General features: G+C 68.3%; 11 protein-coding genes and 1 pseudogene. 6 read left to right on the top strand and 6 right to left on the bottom strand.

The window, feature by feature from the left end:
• Nucleotides 1-126 precede the first annotated feature (126 nt).
• The 4 genes from U5N23_RS02405 to U5N23_RS02390 are packed head-to-tail and all read left to right on the top strand — an operon-like array spanning nucleotide 127 to nucleotide 6174.
• On the top strand, nucleotides 127-3558 hold the full coding sequence (locus tag U5N23_RS02405) for a response regulator (RefSeq protein ID WP_322591275.1): 3432 nt from the start codon (nucleotides 127-129) through the stop codon (nucleotides 3556-3558).
• 17 nt (nucleotides 3559-3575) lie between these two features.
• Entirely contained in the window at nucleotides 3576-4415 is an 840-nt protein-coding gene (locus U5N23_RS02400) for a CheR family methyltransferase (RefSeq protein WP_322591274.1), read from the top strand.
• A complete protein-coding gene (locus tag U5N23_RS02395) occupies nucleotides 4412-5032 on the top strand; it encodes a chemotaxis protein CheB (RefSeq protein WP_322591273.1) in 621 nt (206 codons plus the stop codon). The genes U5N23_RS02400 and U5N23_RS02395 overlap by 4 nt, the downstream gene beginning before the upstream one ends.
• The gene (locus tag U5N23_RS02390) at nucleotides 5029-6174 is read left to right on the top strand and encodes a hybrid sensor histidine kinase/response regulator (protein WP_322591272.1); all 1146 of its coding nucleotides are present in this window, start codon (nucleotides 5029-5031) and stop codon (nucleotides 6172-6174) included. Before U5N23_RS02395 ends, U5N23_RS02390 begins: the two co-directional genes overlap by 4 nt.
• 202 nt (nucleotides 6175-6376) lie before the next feature.
• Here the strand turns inward: U5N23_RS02390 and U5N23_RS02385 are convergent, their stop codons facing one another.
• From U5N23_RS02385 to recG, 5 genes are all read right to left on the bottom strand, one after another.
• Entirely contained in the window at nucleotides 6377-6751 is a 375-nt protein-coding gene (locus U5N23_RS02385; protein WP_322591271.1) for a response regulator, read from the bottom strand.
• Nucleotides 6752-6908: 157 nt separating this feature from the next.
• Nucleotides 6909-7409 (bottom strand): Dps family protein, encoded by a 501-nt coding sequence (locus U5N23_RS02380; protein ID WP_007861672.1) that lies wholly within the window; start codon nucleotides 7407-7409, stop codon nucleotides 6909-6911.
• Nucleotides 7410-7524: 115 nt separating this feature from the next.
• Nucleotides 7525-9261: a dipeptidase gene (locus U5N23_RS02375; protein ID WP_322591270.1), complete on the bottom strand. Its 1737-nt coding sequence runs from the start codon at nucleotides 9259-9261 to the stop codon at nucleotides 7525-7527.
• A 359-nt stretch (nucleotides 9262-9620) separates the two neighbouring features.
• Nucleotides 9621-10586 carry a LysR substrate-binding domain-containing protein gene (locus tag U5N23_RS02370; RefSeq protein WP_007861670.1) on the bottom strand — a complete coding sequence of 322 codons (966 nt, stop codon included), beginning with the start codon at nucleotides 10584-10586 and terminating at the stop codon, nucleotides 9621-9623.
• Nucleotides 10587-10803: 217 nt separating this feature from the next.
• A complete protein-coding gene (recG, locus tag U5N23_RS02365) occupies nucleotides 10804-12927 on the bottom strand; it encodes an ATP-dependent DNA helicase RecG (RefSeq protein ID WP_322591269.1) in 2124 nt (707 codons plus the stop codon).
• A 100-nt stretch (nucleotides 12928-13027) separates the two neighbouring features.
• Between recG and U5N23_RS02360 the strand changes: the two genes are divergently transcribed.
• Entirely contained in the window at nucleotides 13028-14317 is a 1290-nt protein-coding gene (locus U5N23_RS02360) for an HD-GYP domain-containing protein (protein ID WP_322591268.1), read from the top strand.
• Between the two features lie 871 nt (nucleotides 14318-15188).
• Nucleotides 15189-16355 (top strand): annotated as a pseudogene (gene queA / locus U5N23_RS02355) (tRNA preQ1(34) S-adenosylmethionine ribosyltransferase-isomerase QueA).
• A gap of 36 nt (nucleotides 16356-16391) precedes the next feature.
• On the opposite strand, the gene U5N23_RS02350 reads toward queA, so the two are convergent.
• On the bottom strand, nucleotides 16392-17114 hold the full coding sequence (locus U5N23_RS02350) for a hypothetical protein (RefSeq protein ID WP_322591267.1): 723 nt from the start codon (nucleotides 17112-17114) through the stop codon (nucleotides 16392-16394).
• Nucleotides 17115-17152: the final 38 nt, after the last annotated feature.

Raw genomic sequence — 17152 nt, 5'->3', positions numbered from 1 at the left:
GGGAATGTAGCAGCCGCGCGGCACCCTGCCCCGCGCACTCCCGCGCCGTGCAGGAAATGTCCTACACCGGGAATTTGTACAAACCCGTTACATTGTCCGGTTGCCCCCACCCAGCCCTTGCCACGCATGTCCCGTTCACCAACTACCCAGTCTGCCCAGCGCTTTGCCATCCCCCGCAGCCTGATGGCGGGTTTCATCGTCGCGGCCCTGGCCACGCTGGTCATCGCCTTCGTCAACTACCGGGCGTCCGAGGTCCGGGCCGACGCCGTGGCAACGATGGACCGCACCTCACAGGGCATGCGCGAGCTGTCGCTGGTGCACTCGGCGCTCAAGGATATGGAGACCGGCCAGCGCGGCTACCTGCTCACGGGGGATGCCTCGTACCTGCAGCCCTACCTGCTGGCGCAGAACGTGCTGGACCGGCAGCTGACGGCGCTCAAGGCGAGCACCGAGGGCAACGCCGGCCAGCGCCGGCTGGTGGGGCAGATAGAGGATCTGGCCCGGCAAAAACGCAGCGAACTCGCTGAAGCCGTGGACTTGCGCAAGGCCGGCAATGTGGAAGCGGCCATGGCGCTGGTGCGCACCGACGCAGGCAAGAACATCATGGACCGGGTGCGCGACCTGGCCTCGGACCTGGCGGGCCTGCAGACCCAGGAACTGGAAGACCGCCGCCGCGGCTGGGAGGAAGCCACGTCCCTGTCGGCCTACTACTCGTGGGGCGGCTCGCTGGTGCTGCTGGCGCTGATCTGCATTTCGGCGGCACTGACCGCGCGCGAACACCGCCTCAAGGCACGCCAGAACTGGGTGGTGACCGGCCTGAGCGGCCTGGCCCAGCGCCTGCAGGGGGACCGCCGCGTGGAGGAGATCGGCGAGCTGGCACTCGAATACCTGGCCACCTACCTCAATGCCAAGGTGGGCGCGGCCTACGCGGTCAACGAGCATGGCGGCGGCTTCACGCTGTTCGGCGGCTACGCGCTGCCGCGCGAGCGCCTGGCGCAGAAACTGATCGATGGCGAGGGCCTGGTGGGCCAGTGCGCGCGCTCGCGCGAGTTGCTGCATCTGCGCGACGTTCCGGCCGAGCACCTGGTGGTCTCGTCCAGCACCGGATCTTCCGCACCGGCGGAGCTGCTGGTGGCGCCAGCCATGGAGAACGGCGAGGTCTTTGCCGTGATCGAGCTCGGCTTCTACCGCCCGGTGGACGAGTTCGAGCACCGCCTTTTCAAGCAGGCCTCGGAGATGCTGGCCGTGGCCATCCGCTCGGGCCAGGACCGCAGCCGCCTCGAAGCCCTGCTCGAAGAAACCCAGCGCCAGTCCGAGGAGCTGCAGGCCCAGCAGGAGGAGCTGCGCGTCAACAACGAGGAGCTGGAGCAGCAAAGCCGCATCCTGCAGGAGTCGCAGGCGCAGATGGAGCTGCAGCAGACCGAGCTGGAGCAAACCAATGCCCAGCTCGAGGAGCAGACCCAGCAGCTGGAGAACCAGCGCGAGGAACTGCTGGCAGCCCAGTCGGACCTGACCGAGAAGGCCCGCGAGATCGAGCAGACCAGCCAGTACAAGAGCGAGTTCCTGGCCAACATGAGCCACGAGCTGCGCACCCCGCTCAACTCCACCTTGATCCTGGCCAAGCTGCTGGCCGACAACAAGGCCGGCAACCTGACGGCCGAGCAGGTGAAGTACGCGCAAACCATCTCGTCGGCCGGCAACGACCTGCTGGCGCTGATCAACGACATCCTGGACCTGTCCAAGATCGAGGCCGGCCAGGCCACCATCGACATCGAGACCGTGGACATCGCCCGCGCCATGCAGTCGCTGGTAGACCCTTTGCGCCCCATCGCCGAGGAAAAGGGCCTGGCCCTGGCCTTCACCATGGATGCCAATGTACCGGCCACCATGGACACCGATGCCCTGCGCCTGGGCCAGGTGCTCAAGAACCTGCTGTCCAACGCCGTGAAGTTCACCGAGCAGGGCAGCGTGGCGCTGCATGTCTCGCAGCAGCCCGGCGACCTGCTGGCCTTTGCCGTGCGCGACACCGGCATCGGCATCCCCGAGCACCAGCAGGAGCTGGTCTTCGAAGCCTTCCGCCAGGCCGATGGCAGCACCCACCGCAAGTATGGCGGCACCGGGCTGGGCCTGTCGATCTCGCGTGATCTGGCCCAGTTGCTGGGCGGCAGCATCGCCATCCGCAGCACGCCGGGCCAGGGCAGCGAATTCACGCTGACGGTACCGCGCCATGCCGTGCAGTCCGACGAGCCCTCGACCGGCCGGGCACTGCAGGCGCCCCAGAGCGCGGCAAGCGCGCCGCCGCCCGCCGCACCGCCGGGCCGGCCGGCCCCCGTGGCCCCCGCCGTCCAGCCCGTGGCCGCGCGGCCGAAAGGCGAGCGCAACATCCTGGTGATCGAAGACGACGTGCGCTTTGCCAACATCCTGAACGACCTGGCGCGCGAGATGGACTTCCACTGCCTCCTGGCCCACACGGCCAGCGAGGGCCTGGCGGCAGCCACGCTGCACCAACCCAGCGCCATCGTGCTGGACGTGAACCTGCCCGACTTCTCGGGCCTCGGGGTGCTCGACCAGCTCAAGCGCAACCCGGCCACCCGGCATATCCCCGTGCATGTGGTCTCGGTGGCCGACTACTCGCAGGAGGCCATGGGCCGCGGCGCCATCGGCTACGCACTCAAGCCCGTCAAGCGCGAAGAGCTGGTGCAGGCGCTGCAGCGCCTGGAGGCCAAGTTCACCCAGGGCATGCGCCGCGTGCTGGTGGTCGAGGACGACGCGCGCCAGCGCGAGAGCGTGCGCGCCCTGCTGGCCACGGACGGCGTGGACATCGTCTGCGTGGAGAACGCCACGGCGGCCCTGGAGTACCTGCGCAGCAGCACCTTCGACTGCATGGTGATGGACGTGAACCTGCCCGACCTGAGCGGCTATGAGCTGCTCAAGGCCATGTCCGAGCAGGAAGAGGTGTCCTTCCCGCCGGTCATCGTCTACACCGGGCGCGCCCTCACGCGCGACGAGGAGCAGCAGCTGCGCCGCTTCTCCAAGTCCATCATCATCAAGGACGCGCGCTCGCCCGAACGCCTGCTCGACGAAGTCACCCTGTTCCTGCACCAGGTGGAGTCGGAACTGTCGGTGGAGCGCCGGCAGATGCTGCAGGTGGCGCGCAGCCGCGATGCGGCCTTCGAGGGCCGCACCGTGCTGGTGGTGGAGGACGACGTGCGCAACGTGTTCGCGCTTTCCAGCATCCTGGAGCCCACGGGCATCTCGGTGCAGATCGCACGCAACGGGCGCGAGGCGCTCGATTTCCTGGAGCGCTCGGGTGGTACCGGCCCGGCCGTCGACCTGGTGCTGATGGACATCATGATGCCGGAGATGGACGGCTACACCGCCATGCGCGAGATCCGCAAACAGCCCGCATGGCGCAGGCTGCCCATCATCGCCCTCACGGCCAAGGCCATGAAGGACGACCAGGACAAGTGCCTGGCCGCCGGTGCCAACGACTACATCGCCAAGCCGCTGGACGTGGAAAAGCTGCTCTCGCTGGTGCGGGTGTGGATGCCCAAGTGAGCACGCCGGAGCCCCGATTGCACCACCTCAAGACGGCGCGGATTGGTGACATCGAGCAGCGCCTGCTGCTCGACGCGATCTACTACCGCTACCACTACGACTTTCGCGGCTACGCGCAGTCCTCGCTCAAGCGCCGCCTGCAGGCCGCGATCTCGCGCTTTGGCTGCCAGACGCTGTCACAGCTGCAGGACAAGGTGCTGCACGATGCCGCCGTGTTCCCGGCCTTGCTCGAATACCTCACGGTGCAGGTCAGCGAGATGTTCCGCGACCCGCGCTATTTCAAGTCGCTGCGCGAGCAGGTGATTCCCATCCTGCGCACCTACCCCTCGCTCAAGGTCTGGGTGGCCGGGTGCAGCAATGGCGAAGAGGTGTACTCGCTGGCCATCCTGCTGCACGAGGAAGGCCTGCTGGAGCGCACCATCATCTACGCCACCGACATCAACCAGCAGGCCCTGCAGGCCGCAGAGGCCGGCGTCTTCGACCTCGCGCGCGTTGCTTCCTTCACCGAGAACCATGCCCGCTCGGGCGGCAAGAGCTCGCTGTCGGACTATTACTCGGCCGGCTACGGCCGCGTGGTGTTCGACCGCGCGCTGCGCAAGCAGGTGGTGTTCTCCGACCACAGCCTGGCCACGGACACCGTGTTTGCCGAGGTGCACCTGGTCTCCTGCCGCAACGTGCTGATCTATTTCGAGCGCGAGCTGCAGAACCGGGCGCTGGGCCTGTTCAAGGAGGCCCTGTGCCACCGCGGCTTCCTGGGCCTGGGATCCAAGGAGTCGATGCGCTTTACCGAGCAGGCCCCGGCCTTCGACGACTTCGTGCTCGAAGACCGCATCTACAGGAAGAAGGTGGGCACATGACGGCCACCGCACCCTCCACCCCGCCGTACCGGCATGGCCCGCGCGGCTTCGATGCCATCGTGATCGGTGGTTCGGCAGGCGCCATCGATGCCATCTCCACCATCTTGCCGTCGCTGCAGGCGCAGACCCGCGTGGCAGTGCTGGTCACCCTGCACCTGCCGCGCGAGGCCCCCAGCCTGCTGCCCGAGATCTTTCGCCCGCGCTGTGCGCTGCGCACGGCGGAAGCGCAGGACAAGGAGCCCATCGAAGCCGGCAACGTGTACTTTGCCCCGCCCGACTACCACCTGCTGGTGGATGCCGGCCCACGGCTGGCGCTCTCGGTCGATGAGCCCGTGCACTTTTCGCGCCCGTCCATCGACGTGCTGTTCGAGTCGGCGGCGGACATCTACGGCGAGCGCTTGGTGGGTATGCTCCTGTCCGGTGCCAACCAGGACGGCGCGCGTGGCATGGCGGCCATCGGCGCCGCAGGGGGGCTTTGCATCGTGCAGGCCCCCGGCAGTGCCGCCATGTCCATGATGCCCCAGTCTGCGCTGGACCTGATGGCGCCCCACCACACCCTTGCCCCTTCGGAGATCGCATCCCTGCTGACCGAACTGCAAATGCGGAGAATCCTGTGAGCCCCACCCTTCACCCCCAGCCGCTGCCCATTGAACGCATCAAGTGCCTGGTGGTGGATGACGTGCCCGAAAACCTCGTGGCCGTGGAGGCCCTGCTGCAAAGCGACAGCATCGAGGTGCTCAAGGCCCAGTCGGGCCCCGAGGCGCTGGAGCTGCTGCTCTCCCACGGCGACGTGGCGCTGGCGCTGCTGGACGTGCAGATGCCCGAAATGAACGGGTTCGAGCTGGCCGAGCTGATCCGCGGCAGCGAGCGCACGCGCCACATCCCGCTGATCTTCATGACCGCCGGTTCGCGCGACCAGAACTGGCAGTTCCGCGGCTACGAGACCGGGGCCGTGGATTTTCTGTACAAGCCCATCGATCCGCAGATGCTGGCGTCCAAGGCGGGCGTGTTCTTCGAGCTGTTCCGCCAGAAGCGCACCCTGGCGCGCGAACTGCGCGAGCGCACCGAGGCACTGCGCATCAACGAGATGTTCATGGCCGTGCTCAGCCATGACCTGCGCACGCCGCTGATGTCCATCGGTGCGGCGGCCACGGCCTTGCAACGCCAGCCCCTGGCGCCCGACAGAGCGCAGGCCCTGGCTGGCCGTGTGCTCAGCAGCAGCCAGCGCATGGCGCGCATGATCGAGGACCTGCTGGACGTGACGCGCATCCGCCAGGGCACCGGCCTGGCGATGCGCATGGCCCCCGTGGACCTGCATGCCGTGCTGCAGCGCTCGCTGCAGGAGATACGCACCAGCTTTCCCAACCATGTGATCCGCACCAGCGACCAGGGCAACCTCTGCGGCATGGGGGATGAGGAGCGGCTGTGCCAGCTGGCCATCAACCTCATCGGCAACGCGGTGCACCATGGCGATCCGGAGGTGGCGATCCATGTGGCGCTCGATGGCAGCGATCCGCACGCCCTCGCCCTGACGGTGACCAATGGCGGCACCATCCCACCGGCACTGCTTCCGCAATTGTTCAGCCCCTTCCGGGGCCGTGACCAGGCGCCGGGGCGCCACCAGGGATTGGGGCTGGGCCTGTTCATCGTGCAGCAGATCGTGCGCTCGCATGGCGGGCGGATCGATGTGCAGTCCGAAGATGGCAGCACGCGCTTTCACGTAGTCCTGCCGCGCCAGCCCCAGGCGAAGGCGGGCTGACTGCGCCGGCCCGCGCGCTGCGGACCGGCGGATGCTGGCTCAGAGGCTGGGAATTTTTTAGCCGTGTCCGAATGGCGCGTCAAAACGCCCTGGATCTAGGCGCAAAGCACAGCCATAGCTCGGGCTATGGCGAGCATTTGCTTTCGACGAGCCGGGGTGTTTTGGCGTGCAAGGCGGGCATGGATGAAAGACTTTCAGCCTCTCAGCGTCCGGCAGGCGAACCGTCGAGGGTGGATTGCACCTGGACCAGCAAGGCCTCCAGGTCTTCGAGTTCGAAAGGCTTCATCAGCGTGCGCACGTTGGGGCCCCAGGCCGAGGGGTGCGTGCCCAGGTCATAGCCGGTGCACAGCACCACCCAACGCCCGGGATCAACGGCCAGCACCTTGCGGGCCAGGTCCGTGCCCGACAGGCCGGGCAGGCTCACGTCCGTGACCAGCAGATCGAACACGCCATTGCACTCGAGCTCGAGCGCCTCCTCGGCGGTGGCACAGCTCGTGATCGTGCGGCCCTCCCCTTCCATCAGCATGCCGATGGTTTCGCGCAGTTCGGGGTTGTCCTCCACATAAAGGATTCGCATAGGGGATGGTCGTGTTCTGAAAGACGGGGCGTGGCGAAAGGAAGAGACGGGAAAGCCAGTCTGGATCATTCAGGAAAGCAGGGGCACCGCCTGTAGGACGGGATGCCAATTGCGGCAGACCGCTCCAAAGAAACGGGGCCTTGCGGCCCCGTCCGGCTCACTCCTCGAGCAGCGAGCGCAGCATCCACGCGGTCTGCTCGTGCACCGTGAGGCGCTGGGTCAGCAGATCGGCCGTGGGCTCGTCGCTGGCCTTGTCGGCCAGGGGGAACAGGCTGCGCGCGGTGCGGGCCACGGCCTCGTGGCCTTCGACCAGCACGCGCACCATGTCCAGCGCCTTGGGCGGCTTGCTCGGTGCATCGGCCACGGTGGCCAGCTTGCCGAAGTCGGCATACGAGCCGGGGGCGATATGGCCCAGCGAGCGGATGCGCTCGGCAATCGGGTCCACGGCGTTCCACAGCTCGGTGTACTGCGCCATGAACATGGTGTGCAGCGTGTTGAACATCGGCCCCGTCACGTTCCAGTGGAAGTTGTGCGTGGTCAGGTACAGCGTGTAGGTGTCTGCCAGCAGGCGCGACAGGCCCTGGGCGATGGCAGCGCGGTCTTTTTCGCTGATGCCGATGTTGATGCTGGGTGCGGTGGATTTGGCGGCTTTGGCCATGGGGGCTCCTTCGTTGGATGGCAATCGATGGATGGGCCGCGCCGCAGTGCCCCGGTGAAATCCCGTGGCCCCGGCGCGGCGGCTCGCGTTCACTTTAGCGCAAGCCCCAATCCCTTTACTGCATCTGGTCCAAGTTTCCAATGCGCACCAGCATCTCGGTGAACATCTGCATGTCGGCATCGAGGTCCGCCACTTCCTTGAACTCCTTGGCGTTGTGGGCCGTGTACTTCTTGCCCGGCATGGCCGGGCCGAAGTTGATGGCGTTGGGCATGAGCTTGGCCGTGGTGCTGCCAGCGGTGGACACGGGCTGGGCTGGGAGGCCCGTGGTGTCACCGAAGGTGTTGAGCAGCGTGGACAGCCATGCGCCCTTGGGGTCACGCGCCATCCAGTTGCCCTGCTGGTGGTCGATGATCACCGGAACGGAGGCCTGCGCCGCCCAGTCGTTGATCTTGACCTTGGTGGAGTGCACCAGGGTTTCGGGGGTTCTGCCGCGTGGCATGCGCACGTTCACCAGCACATCGACCATGCCGTCCTTCTCGCGCACGAGGTTGGGCGACATGGTCAGCGGGCCCATGAAATCATCGCTGTAGTTCAGGCCGATGGTGCGGCCCAGGTAGTCCGTGCCATACAGTTCGGCGATATAGCGCACGGCATTGGCATAGCCGGTGGGCGCCACGGTCACGCCGGACTCGCGCAGGAACAGCGCCAGGCGCGGCAGCGGGTTCACCCCCTCTTCGGGACGCGAGCCGTGGGCCGAGGCGCCGGTCACCTTGATCTGCACCGCGCCCGACTCCTGGGCCACATCGATCTTGAAGGCTCCGCCCTGGGGCGTGTACTTGGCGATGAAGGCGGCCTTGGCGGCGTTGAGCTTTGCTGCCGCGGCAGCCAGGTCACCCCCCTGCAGGCGGGCCGTCGCGGTCTGCGGCACGGCGTTGGTGGAGGCGGCACCGGCCATTGCCGCGATGTAGGTAAAGCCGGCCGGCGCGTCCTGCAGCGGGAACGAGGCGCGCAGCGCGCCCGAGCCCTTCTCGGCGACCACGGCGGGGTACTTGCTGTCGAGCACGATGTTGTACTCGGGCAGCTCGGTCTTGGTGCGGTAGTACTTCATGGCGTCGCCACCGGTCTCTTCGGTGGTCTCGATCATGAGGCGGATGGTGCGCGACAGCGGCAGGCCGCTTTCCTTGACGGCCTTCATCGCGTACAGCACGGTGGCGATGGAGCCCTTGTCGTCGATGGCGCCGCGGCCGTACAGGTTGCCACCCACGCGCGTGAGCTTGAAGGGGTCCAGGCGCGTGCCGTCCTCCAGCACCCATTCGTCGGCCACCACGGGCACCACGTCGGCATGCGTGAGGATGCCGAACTCTTCCTTGCCGGTGCCCGGCAGCTTCACCTCGAAGATGCGGTTGTCCACATTGCGGTATTCCAGGCCGAAGTCCTTGGCCATGCCTTCGACCAGCGCCCCGAAGGCGATGATGGCCTTGTCCTCGTGCGGCGGCACCTTGTCGCGGCGGAAGGTGGGAAGGGCGACCATGCGCGCCGTGGTGTCGATCACCGCCGCCTGGTTGCGCAGGCGGTTGTACAGGCCCAGCAGGCGGCTGATGTTGACCAGGTCGTCGCCGGCCAGCGGCGCCTTGGCCTTGTAGCCGGCCACGCTGGCCTGCAGCATGGGGTTCTCACGCGCGGCTTGCGCCAGAAACTCGCCAAAGCTGCCCTGGGCGGCGGCGGGCAATGCAGCCACCAGGCGGTCCATCTGGACCTTCTTGATCGTCGTGGCCTGCGGCGCGTTGGTCGTCACGCTGGAGCAGGCGGCAAGGCCCACGGCGAGGCCTGCGGCCATCAAAATCTTCTTCATCTCTGTAGCTTTCCTTGGGAATTGGGGAGCGCGGGACAGGTGCGGGCGGCATGTGGCGCAGCTTCGCAGCACCGGGCCCCGTGTAGGGCACGCCGGCGGGCCCTGCGCGGCGAAAGTGTATCGCTGCCGGCCCCGGCAGCACCAGAAATGCCCGGAAAGGCAGATTTCATTCCGACCTGCGTGCAAGGGAGGCGCAGAGCGTGAAACTGGCGCGACCCAAGCCAGCGCCCCCCCGCGCAAGGGCTGCCCCGCCGCGAAGACGGCGTATCCAGCGCTTGCGCTGGGGGCGTCCCCCTCCCAGATTGCGAAGCAATATGAGAGAGGGGTGAAGGCGCGCAGCGCCTCAGGGGGCGCTCACCTCACGACAGGCGCGTGACGCCCGGCAGCTCGCAGGCGTAGATCGCGTTGCGCAGCGCTGCAATGGCCTCGTAGCGCGTGAAGCTGCGCCGCCAGGCCAGCACCACGCGGCGCATGGGCGGCGGGCTGCCATCGTCCTCGCGGATGGGGACATAGCGGATGTAGCTCTCATCGCTCTTGCGCCGGCGCGACACCGTGAGCAGCGCATCGCGCGGCACCGACAGGCGCGGCACCAGGGTGACGCCCATGCCGGCCGCCACCATGTGCTTGATGGTCTCGAGCGACGAGCCTTCGAAGGACTTGCGGATGCCCTCGGCATTGCTCGCAAAGCGCGCGAACTCGGGGCAGACCTCGAGCACATGGTCGCGAAAGCAGTGGCCTGCACCCAGCAAGAGCATGGTTTCGCTCTTGAGTTCGGCTGCGGAGATGGACTTCTGCGCGCCCAGGGGATGGTTGGCGGGCAGTGCCGCCATGAAGGGCTCGTCGTACAGCGGCGCCATGGCCAGGCCGGTGTCGGGAAACGGTTCGGCCAGGATGGCGCAGTCGATCTCGCCGGTGCGCAGCATCTCCAGCAGCTTGACGGTGAAGTTCTCCTGCAGCATCAGCGGCATCTGCGGGGTGCGCGCGATCGAATGGCGCACCAGGTCGGGCAGCAGGTAGGGGCCGATGGTGTAGATCACGCCCAGGGTCAGAGGCCCGGCCAGCGGGTCCTTGCCGCGCTTGGCGATCTCCTTGATGGCCGCGGCCTGCTCCAGCACGCTCTGCGCCTGGCGCACGATCTCCTCGCCCAGCGGGGTGACGGTGACCTCGCCAGCGCTGCGCTCGAAGAGCTTCACATCGAGCTCTTCTTCCAGCTTCTTGATGGCCACCGACAGCGTGGGCTGCGACACATAGCAGGCATCGGCCGCATGGCCGAAGTGCTTTTCTCGCGCCACGGCGACGATGTATTTGAGTTCGGTGAGGGTCATGGAGATTCCAGACGGATGGTACGCGCATTGTGCAGCGCTATGCGCCGAACCGCCCAGGGCGTGGTGCCACTGCGGTGCACGGCCACCCCAGTGATTAGCGTGCGCAGGACCTCCCTGCCCGCCAGCGACAGGGCACCCCATCGGGTGGCCAGCGCAGGGTGCGCGGTCGGGGCCGGCAGCGGCGCAGCGGCGGCAGGGGTTTGCATCATGGCGTGGGTCATGCTTTCAGATAGTCGGATTTTCCACCCAGCCAGCGCATCACGTGGCGCTCGGCCAGTTCGGCGTGGCGGTCCAGCATCACCGGGGCCAGCTCGCGCGCCCATTCGAGCAGGTGGGTGTCGGTGGCCAAATCGGCAAAGCGCAGCAGCGCGTCGCCCGATTGCCGCGCCCCGAGGAACTCGCCCGGCCCGCGGATCTCCAGGTCGCGCCGGGCGATCTCGAAGCCATCATTCGTGTCCGACATGGCCCTCAATCGCTCCTTGGCAGTCTCGCCCACCCGGCCGCTGTCATTGGTCGAGTAGAGCAGCACGCAGGCCGATGCCGCTGCACCGCGCCCCACGCGCCCGCGCAGCTGGTGCAGTTGCGACAGGCCGAAGCGCTCGGCATGCTCGATCACCATCAGCGAGGCATTGGGCACGTCCACCCCGACCTCGATCACCGTGGTGCTCACCAGCACGCCCATCTGCCCACTGGAAAAGAGCGCCATCACGGCCTTCTTTTCCGCCGTCGGCATGCGCGAGTGCAGCAGGCCGACCATGGCACCGGGCAGGGCCTCGCTCAGGTCGGCATGGGTGGCGGTGGCGTTGCTCAGGTCCAGCGCCTCGCTTTCCTCGATCAGCGGGCACACCCAATACACCTGCCGTCCGTCGTTTACCTGGGCGCCAATGCGAGCGATCACTTCGTCCTTGCGGCTGTCGGCAATGAGCTTGGTGACGATGGGGGTGCGCCCGGGCGGCAGTTCGTCGATCACCGAGACATCGAGGTCGGCGTAGTAGCTCATGGCCAGGGTGCGCGGAATGGGCGTGGCGCTCATCATCAGCATGTGCGGCTCCATACCCTGGGCGGCGAGCTTTTGCCGCAGCGAAAGGCGCTGCGCCACCCCAAAGCGGTGCTGCTCGTCGATGATGGCCAGCGCCAGGTTCTTGAAGCGCACCTGGTCCTGGATCACGGCATGCGTGCCCACCACCAGCGCGGCCTCGCCGCTTTCGACCAGCGCCAGCATGGCCGTGCGTTCCTTCTTCTTCTGGCCACCCACCAGCCAGGCCACCCGGCGGCCGTGGGCGGCCAGCAGCGGCTCAAGCCAGCCGATCATCTTGGCGAAATGCTGCTCGGCCAGGATTTCGGTGGGCGCCATGAGGGCGCACTGCCAACCGGCGTCCATGGCGATGGCAGCCGCCAGCGCGGCCACCACGGTCTTGCCCGAGCCCACGTCGCCCTGCAGCAGGCGGTGCATGGGCACCCGGTGCGCCAGGTCTTTGGCAATCTCCACCCCGACCCGCCGCTGGGCGGCGGTCAGCGAAAAGGGCAGCACGGCCATCAGTTGCTCGTGCAGGGGCAGTAAGCCGTCCACCCCCTTGCGCGGGCGCAGCACCGGTGCGCGCAACTGGTCGCGCTCGCGGCGCGACTGCTGCTGCGACAGCTGCTGCGCCAGCAGTTCCTCGGCCTTCAGGCGCTGCCAGGCCGGATGGCTGTGGTCCTCCAGTGTGGACAGCGACACGTCGGGCGTGGGGTGGTGCAAAAAGGTGAGCGCCTCGCGCAGGTTGAACGCGCGGTAGCTGCCGTTGTCATGCCGGAAGACGGCATAGGGCGGCTCGGCTCCGGGGGGCAGGGTTTCCGACAGGTCCACCCGGCTGAGCGCCCCGACCACCGCCCGGCGCAGGTAGGGCTGCGGCAAACCGGCCGTGGTCGGATAGACGGGGGTCAGCGCGGCGGGCAACTCGCCCCCGGCCTGGCGAAAGGCCGGGTGCAGCATCTGCCGCCCCCAGAAACCGCCTTTGACCTCACCCCGGATGCGCAGGCGCGCGCCCACGGCCAGGGTCTTCTGGTGCGAGGGGTAGAAACTGAAGAAGCGCAGCTCGCAGGTGCCTGATGCATCCTCCACCTGCACCAGCAACTGGCGGCGCGGGCGCAGCTGCACCTCGCAGGCCGTCACGGTGGCTTCGATCTGCACCATCTGGCCATCGCGGGCGCTGGACAGTGGCGTGATGCGGGTTTCATCCTCGTAGCGCAGCGGCAGGTGCAGGGCCAGATCGATGTCGCGCTTCAGGCCCAGCTTGTGCAGTGCCTTTTGCGCAACACTGGCGGTGGAGGGTGCCCTGGGAGCGGCGGGCTTGTTGTTCAAGGGTTATCCGGCATTGCGAAGGATTCATGGAGCAAAAAGGCTACCATGGTTACTGTTTATTACGTGGCTTTGGCAGGCCCTGGCGATCGGGACAGTTTCCATGCTCAAGCGCATCAGTATTCAGCATCTCACGTTGGGCATGTACCTGCACGACTTCTGCGGCTCGTGGATGGACCACCCATTCTGGCGGGCCAAGTTCGTCCTGAAGTACCCCAAGGACCTCGCTCGCATCAAGAACACCAGCATCGAGGAGGTGTGGATCGATACCTCCAAGGGTCTGGACGTGGCGGTCGGTGTGCGCTCCGTCTCGCGCGAGGAGGCGGACATCCAGCTGGAGACGGATTTCAGCATGCTGGAGAACCTGCCGCCCCTGGTGGTGGATCCCCCGCCGCCTGCGCCCCCCGCGCGCCGCCAGCCGCGCGGCAAGGCCCCTGCCAGCATGCACAACGAGCTGCTGGCCGCCGCCTCGATCTGCGGCGAGGCCAAGCAGGCCATGGTCTCCATGTTCAAGGAGGCGCGCATGGGCAAGGCCGTGAATCCGGAGAATGCCCGGGGCCTGGTGGAGGAGATTTCCGACTCCGTCACGCGCAACCCGGGCGCCCTGATCAGCCTGGCCCGGCTCAAGACGGCCGACGACTATACCTACATGCACTCGGTGGCGGTGTGCGCCCTGATGGTGGCACTGGCCAAGCAGGTCAACCTCAACGAAGAACATACCCGCAGCGCCGGCATGGCCGGGCTGCTGCACGACCTGGGCAAGGCGGCGATCCCGCTGGCGGTGCTCAACAAGCCGGGCAAGCTCACCGACAGCGAGTTCGCCATCGTCCAAACCCACCCGCAGGAGGGCTACGACCTGCTCAAGGAAGGTGGCAGCGTGGAAGATGCGGTGCTCGATGCCTGCCGCCACCACCACGAGAAGATGGACGGCTCGGGCTACCCCAGCCAGCTCAAGGGCGACGAGATCAGCCTGATCGCGCGCATGACCGCCATCTGCGACGTCTATGACGCCATCACTTCCGACCGCCCCTACAAGTCCGGATGGGACCCGGCGGAGTCGCTGCGGCGCATGGCCGAATGGACCAAGGGCCATTTCGACCCCCGCCTGTTCCAGGCCTTCGTCAAGAGCATCGGCATCTACCCCGTGGGTTCGCTGGTGCGGCTGACCTCAGGGCGCATCGGCGTGGTGATGGAGCAGGGCCAGCAGTCGCTGACCTCGCCCAAGGTGAAGCTCTTCTTTTCCACCAAGTCGGACCTGCGCATTCCGCCCGAGGTGGTGGACCTGGCGGCGCCCGGCTGCGCCGAGAAGATCGTGGCACGCGAAGACCCGGACAAGTGGAAGTTCCCGGACCTTAACGAGCTGTGGTCGGGTTTTTCCGGGCAGGCCTGGTAGCCCGGCCCGGCCAATCCGGCAACCACGCCCTTCCCTGCCTTGCCCCGCGCTTCCTCCGTGCCCGCCCTCCACCACCCCACCCCTGAACCCCGCCTCGACCTGGCGACCACCACCCCCGTCCCCACCCTCGCCCCCGGCGCGCCGGGCGGCCCGGCCCGCGCTCACCGGCGGCGCCAGTGCTGGCCGGGCCCGGCGGGCGGCGCCCGGCGCCGGTGCGGCAACTGCTGGCCGACGAAGGGGGCCCCGGCCTCCGCCAGCGGGCGCACGCGCGAACTCCGGTGGCGAGACCACCACCGGCCGAGTTTCGGTTTGTGCTGCCCGGCCCCACCTGCGCGGCCGAAGGCGGCCTGCCTGGTGCGCTGGCCGCCCTACCACGCCGCCGCGCTGGCTCGTTGCCAGCGGCAGCCTGCCGCCTGGCCGCCGACGACTTTATGCCGGCTGCCCGGACCCTGTCCGCGGGGGCGTGCGGGGGTCATCGACACCTCGGGCCCACCACTGCCGCTCGCTCGCGGGCGGGCCCTGGTCAAACCCAGCCTGCGGGAGCTTCGCGAACTGGTGCAGCAGCCGCTGGAGCAGGCCACCGACTGGTGCGCCGCCGCCCAGCACTGTGCACGTGGCGCGCCCCGGGCCTGTCGCTCCGGCGCCGTCTCACCCCCGGGCGCCCCGCCCGTCCCCCCCACGCCCCGCGGCCTGCGCCCTGCTGGCGCCCGCGCCCTCCGCCTCCTGCGGCGCGGCGCGCCCGCTCCCGGCCCCCTGCCCCCCCTCCCGTGCCACGGCCCGCCGCGCGCCCCGCCCCAGCCCGCGCGCCGTGGGACAATCGCGCCCTTCGCAATTTCTCCCTTGGTACGGGCCCGTCCGGCCCTCAAGCACGATGACTGATTTCTCCCCCGGCGCAGCCAGCGCGCCCCACGCTTCCCGCGTGTTCACCCTCAGCGACTTCGACTTCTCGCTGCCCCCCGAACTCATTGCCCAGCACCCCGCACCCGAACGCAGCGCCTCGCGCCTGCTCGATGGCCGCGCCATGCAGCCCGTAGACCGCATCTTTCGTGAGCTGCCCGGCCTGCTGCGCGAAGGCGATTTGCTCGTCTTCAACGACACGCGCGTGGTCAAGGCGCGCATCTTTGGCGAGAAGGCCAGCGGCGGCAAGCTGGAGCTGCTGATCGAGCGCGTGCTGCAGGCCGAGGCCGGCAATGACACAGGAGGTACCGCAAGCGGTACGGGCAACGAAGTCGTGGCCCACATGAAGGTCAGCAAGAAGCCCCTGCCCGGTGCGTGGTGCACATGGCCGGCGGCCGCCGGCGGGCGGCTTCAATGCCCACCCTGCTGGGCCGCTGGCCCGACCGAGGACGATGCCCACTGTTCCGCTTCGCGCTGCACGGCCCCGCCGGCGAGTCGCCCTACGAGCTGATGGACGCGCCACGGCCACCTGCCGCTGCCGCCCTACATCGAGCGCGCAGAAACACCGACCATGACACCCCGCCGAGGAAGCCCAGCGCTACCAGACCGTGTTTGCCGCGCGCGCCCGGCGCCGTGGCCGCCCCCACGGCCGCCCTGCACTTCGACGAAGGCGTGCTGGCCGCACTGGCCGCGCGCGGCGTGGAGCGCGCCAGCGTCACGCTGCACGTGGGCGCGGGCACCTTCCAGCCCGTGAAGACGGAGAACCTGAGCGAGCACCAGATGCACAGCGAGTGGTACGAGGTACCGCAAGCCACGCTGGCGGCGCTCGAGCTGCCGCCAGGCCCGCGGCGGCCGCGTAGTGGCCGTGGGCACCACCACCGTGCGCACGCTGGAGTCGTGGGCCCAAGCCGGTCAGGCCTCGGGCGACACCAACATCTTCATCACGCCGGGCTATGCGTTCCAGCTGGTGGATGTGCTGGTCACCAACTTCCACCTGCCCAAGAGCAGCCTGATGATGCTGGTGAGCGCCTTTGCGGGCTACGAGCCCATCATGGCGCTGTACCGCCACGCCATTGCGCAGCAGTACCGCTTCTTCAGCTATGGCGACGCGATGCTGCTGGCGCGCAGCGCGCCGCGCTGATGCCGTGGCGCCGTTGCGCGGTGCTGTTTCGCGGCGTCACGGGCAGTTGGTGACCGGGGCCACCCGGGGCGCAGCGCCCACATCCTGCAGTCGATTGGCCGACGGCACGCGCACGCAGTAGGTGCCAGCGGCACCCTGGACCCGGGAGCCACGGCTACCATCCGCCCCCACCGATTCGCGCACCGACATGGCCTGCCCCATGGGCGGCCCGGGTTCATGCGCCTGCGGCCGCACCGCCAGGGCCTCGGAGGCCGGGGAGCCATGGCGCCGCTGCCAGGCGCGCTCACGCTGCAGGGCACGTGCAATGCCGTCAGCCTCCCACGGTGCCGGTGCTGCGGGTGTTGCGGATGCCGTCAGTGGGCTGGATGCAGCAGGTTGGGGAGGCGCCGCAATCGCGGTTGAAAGCGATGCACGACCTGCGGCCTGATTGCCCGCGCCGTCCAACACAGCGCTGGCAAGGCCTGCTTCCGATTGCACCGCTGTCGCATTCTGCGAATTCGGCACAGGGTCTGTCGGCACAGGGGCAGAACGGCCCACCGCAGGGCGCGGCAGCACCCGGGCAGCCGCCACCGCAGTCCTCGGCGGCGATGCGGCGGGCGCGGCAGGTGCGACGGGCGCGGCGGGTGGCAGAACCGTGACCTCCATCCACTGCATCACGACCGAGGCGGGCTGCAGCGCACGGGGCTGGCGCCGCGGCTCTCGGTTCACCCACACCACCAGCAAGGCAGCATGCAGCGCCAGCGACAGCGCGACGGCCACCCCCAGGCGCCAGCGGCTCCAACGCGGCCTCCCCCTGG

Origin of the sequence: Acidovorax sp., from assembly GCF_034519795.1 — a bacterium.
GTDB lineage: Bacteria > Pseudomonadota > Gammaproteobacteria > Burkholderiales > Burkholderiaceae_C > Acidovorax.
Note: the sequence above shows the minus strand (reverse complement) of the source record. Positions and strands in the feature narration are given on the sequence as shown.

Bases quoted from the DNA above. Each gene is read 5' to 3' on its own strand.
- U5N23_RS02385 (WP_322591271.1), bottom strand. From the start codon at position 6,751: ATGCGAATCCTTTATGTGGAGGACAACCCCGAACTGCGCGAAACCATC.
- U5N23_RS02370 (WP_007861670.1), bottom strand. From the start codon at position 10,586: ATGACCCTCACCGAACTCAAATACATCGTCGCCGTGGCGCGAGAAAAG.
- U5N23_RS02360 (WP_322591268.1), top strand. From the start codon at position 13,028: ATGCTCAAGCGCATCAGTATTCAGCATCTCACGTTGGGCATGTACCTG.
- U5N23_RS02380 (WP_007861672.1), bottom strand. From the start codon at position 7,409: ATGGCCAAAGCCGCCAAATCCACCGCACCCAGCATCAACATCGGCATC.
- U5N23_RS02395 (WP_322591273.1), top strand. From the start codon at position 4,412: ATGACGGCCACCGCACCCTCCACCCCGCCGTACCGGCATGGCCCGCGC.
- U5N23_RS02375 (WP_322591270.1), bottom strand. From the start codon at position 9,261: ATGAAGAAGATTTTGATGGCCGCAGGCCTCGCCGTGGGCCTTGCCGCC.
- U5N23_RS02405 (WP_322591275.1), top strand. From the start codon at position 127: ATGTCCCGTTCACCAACTACCCAGTCTGCCCAGCGCTTTGCCATCCCC.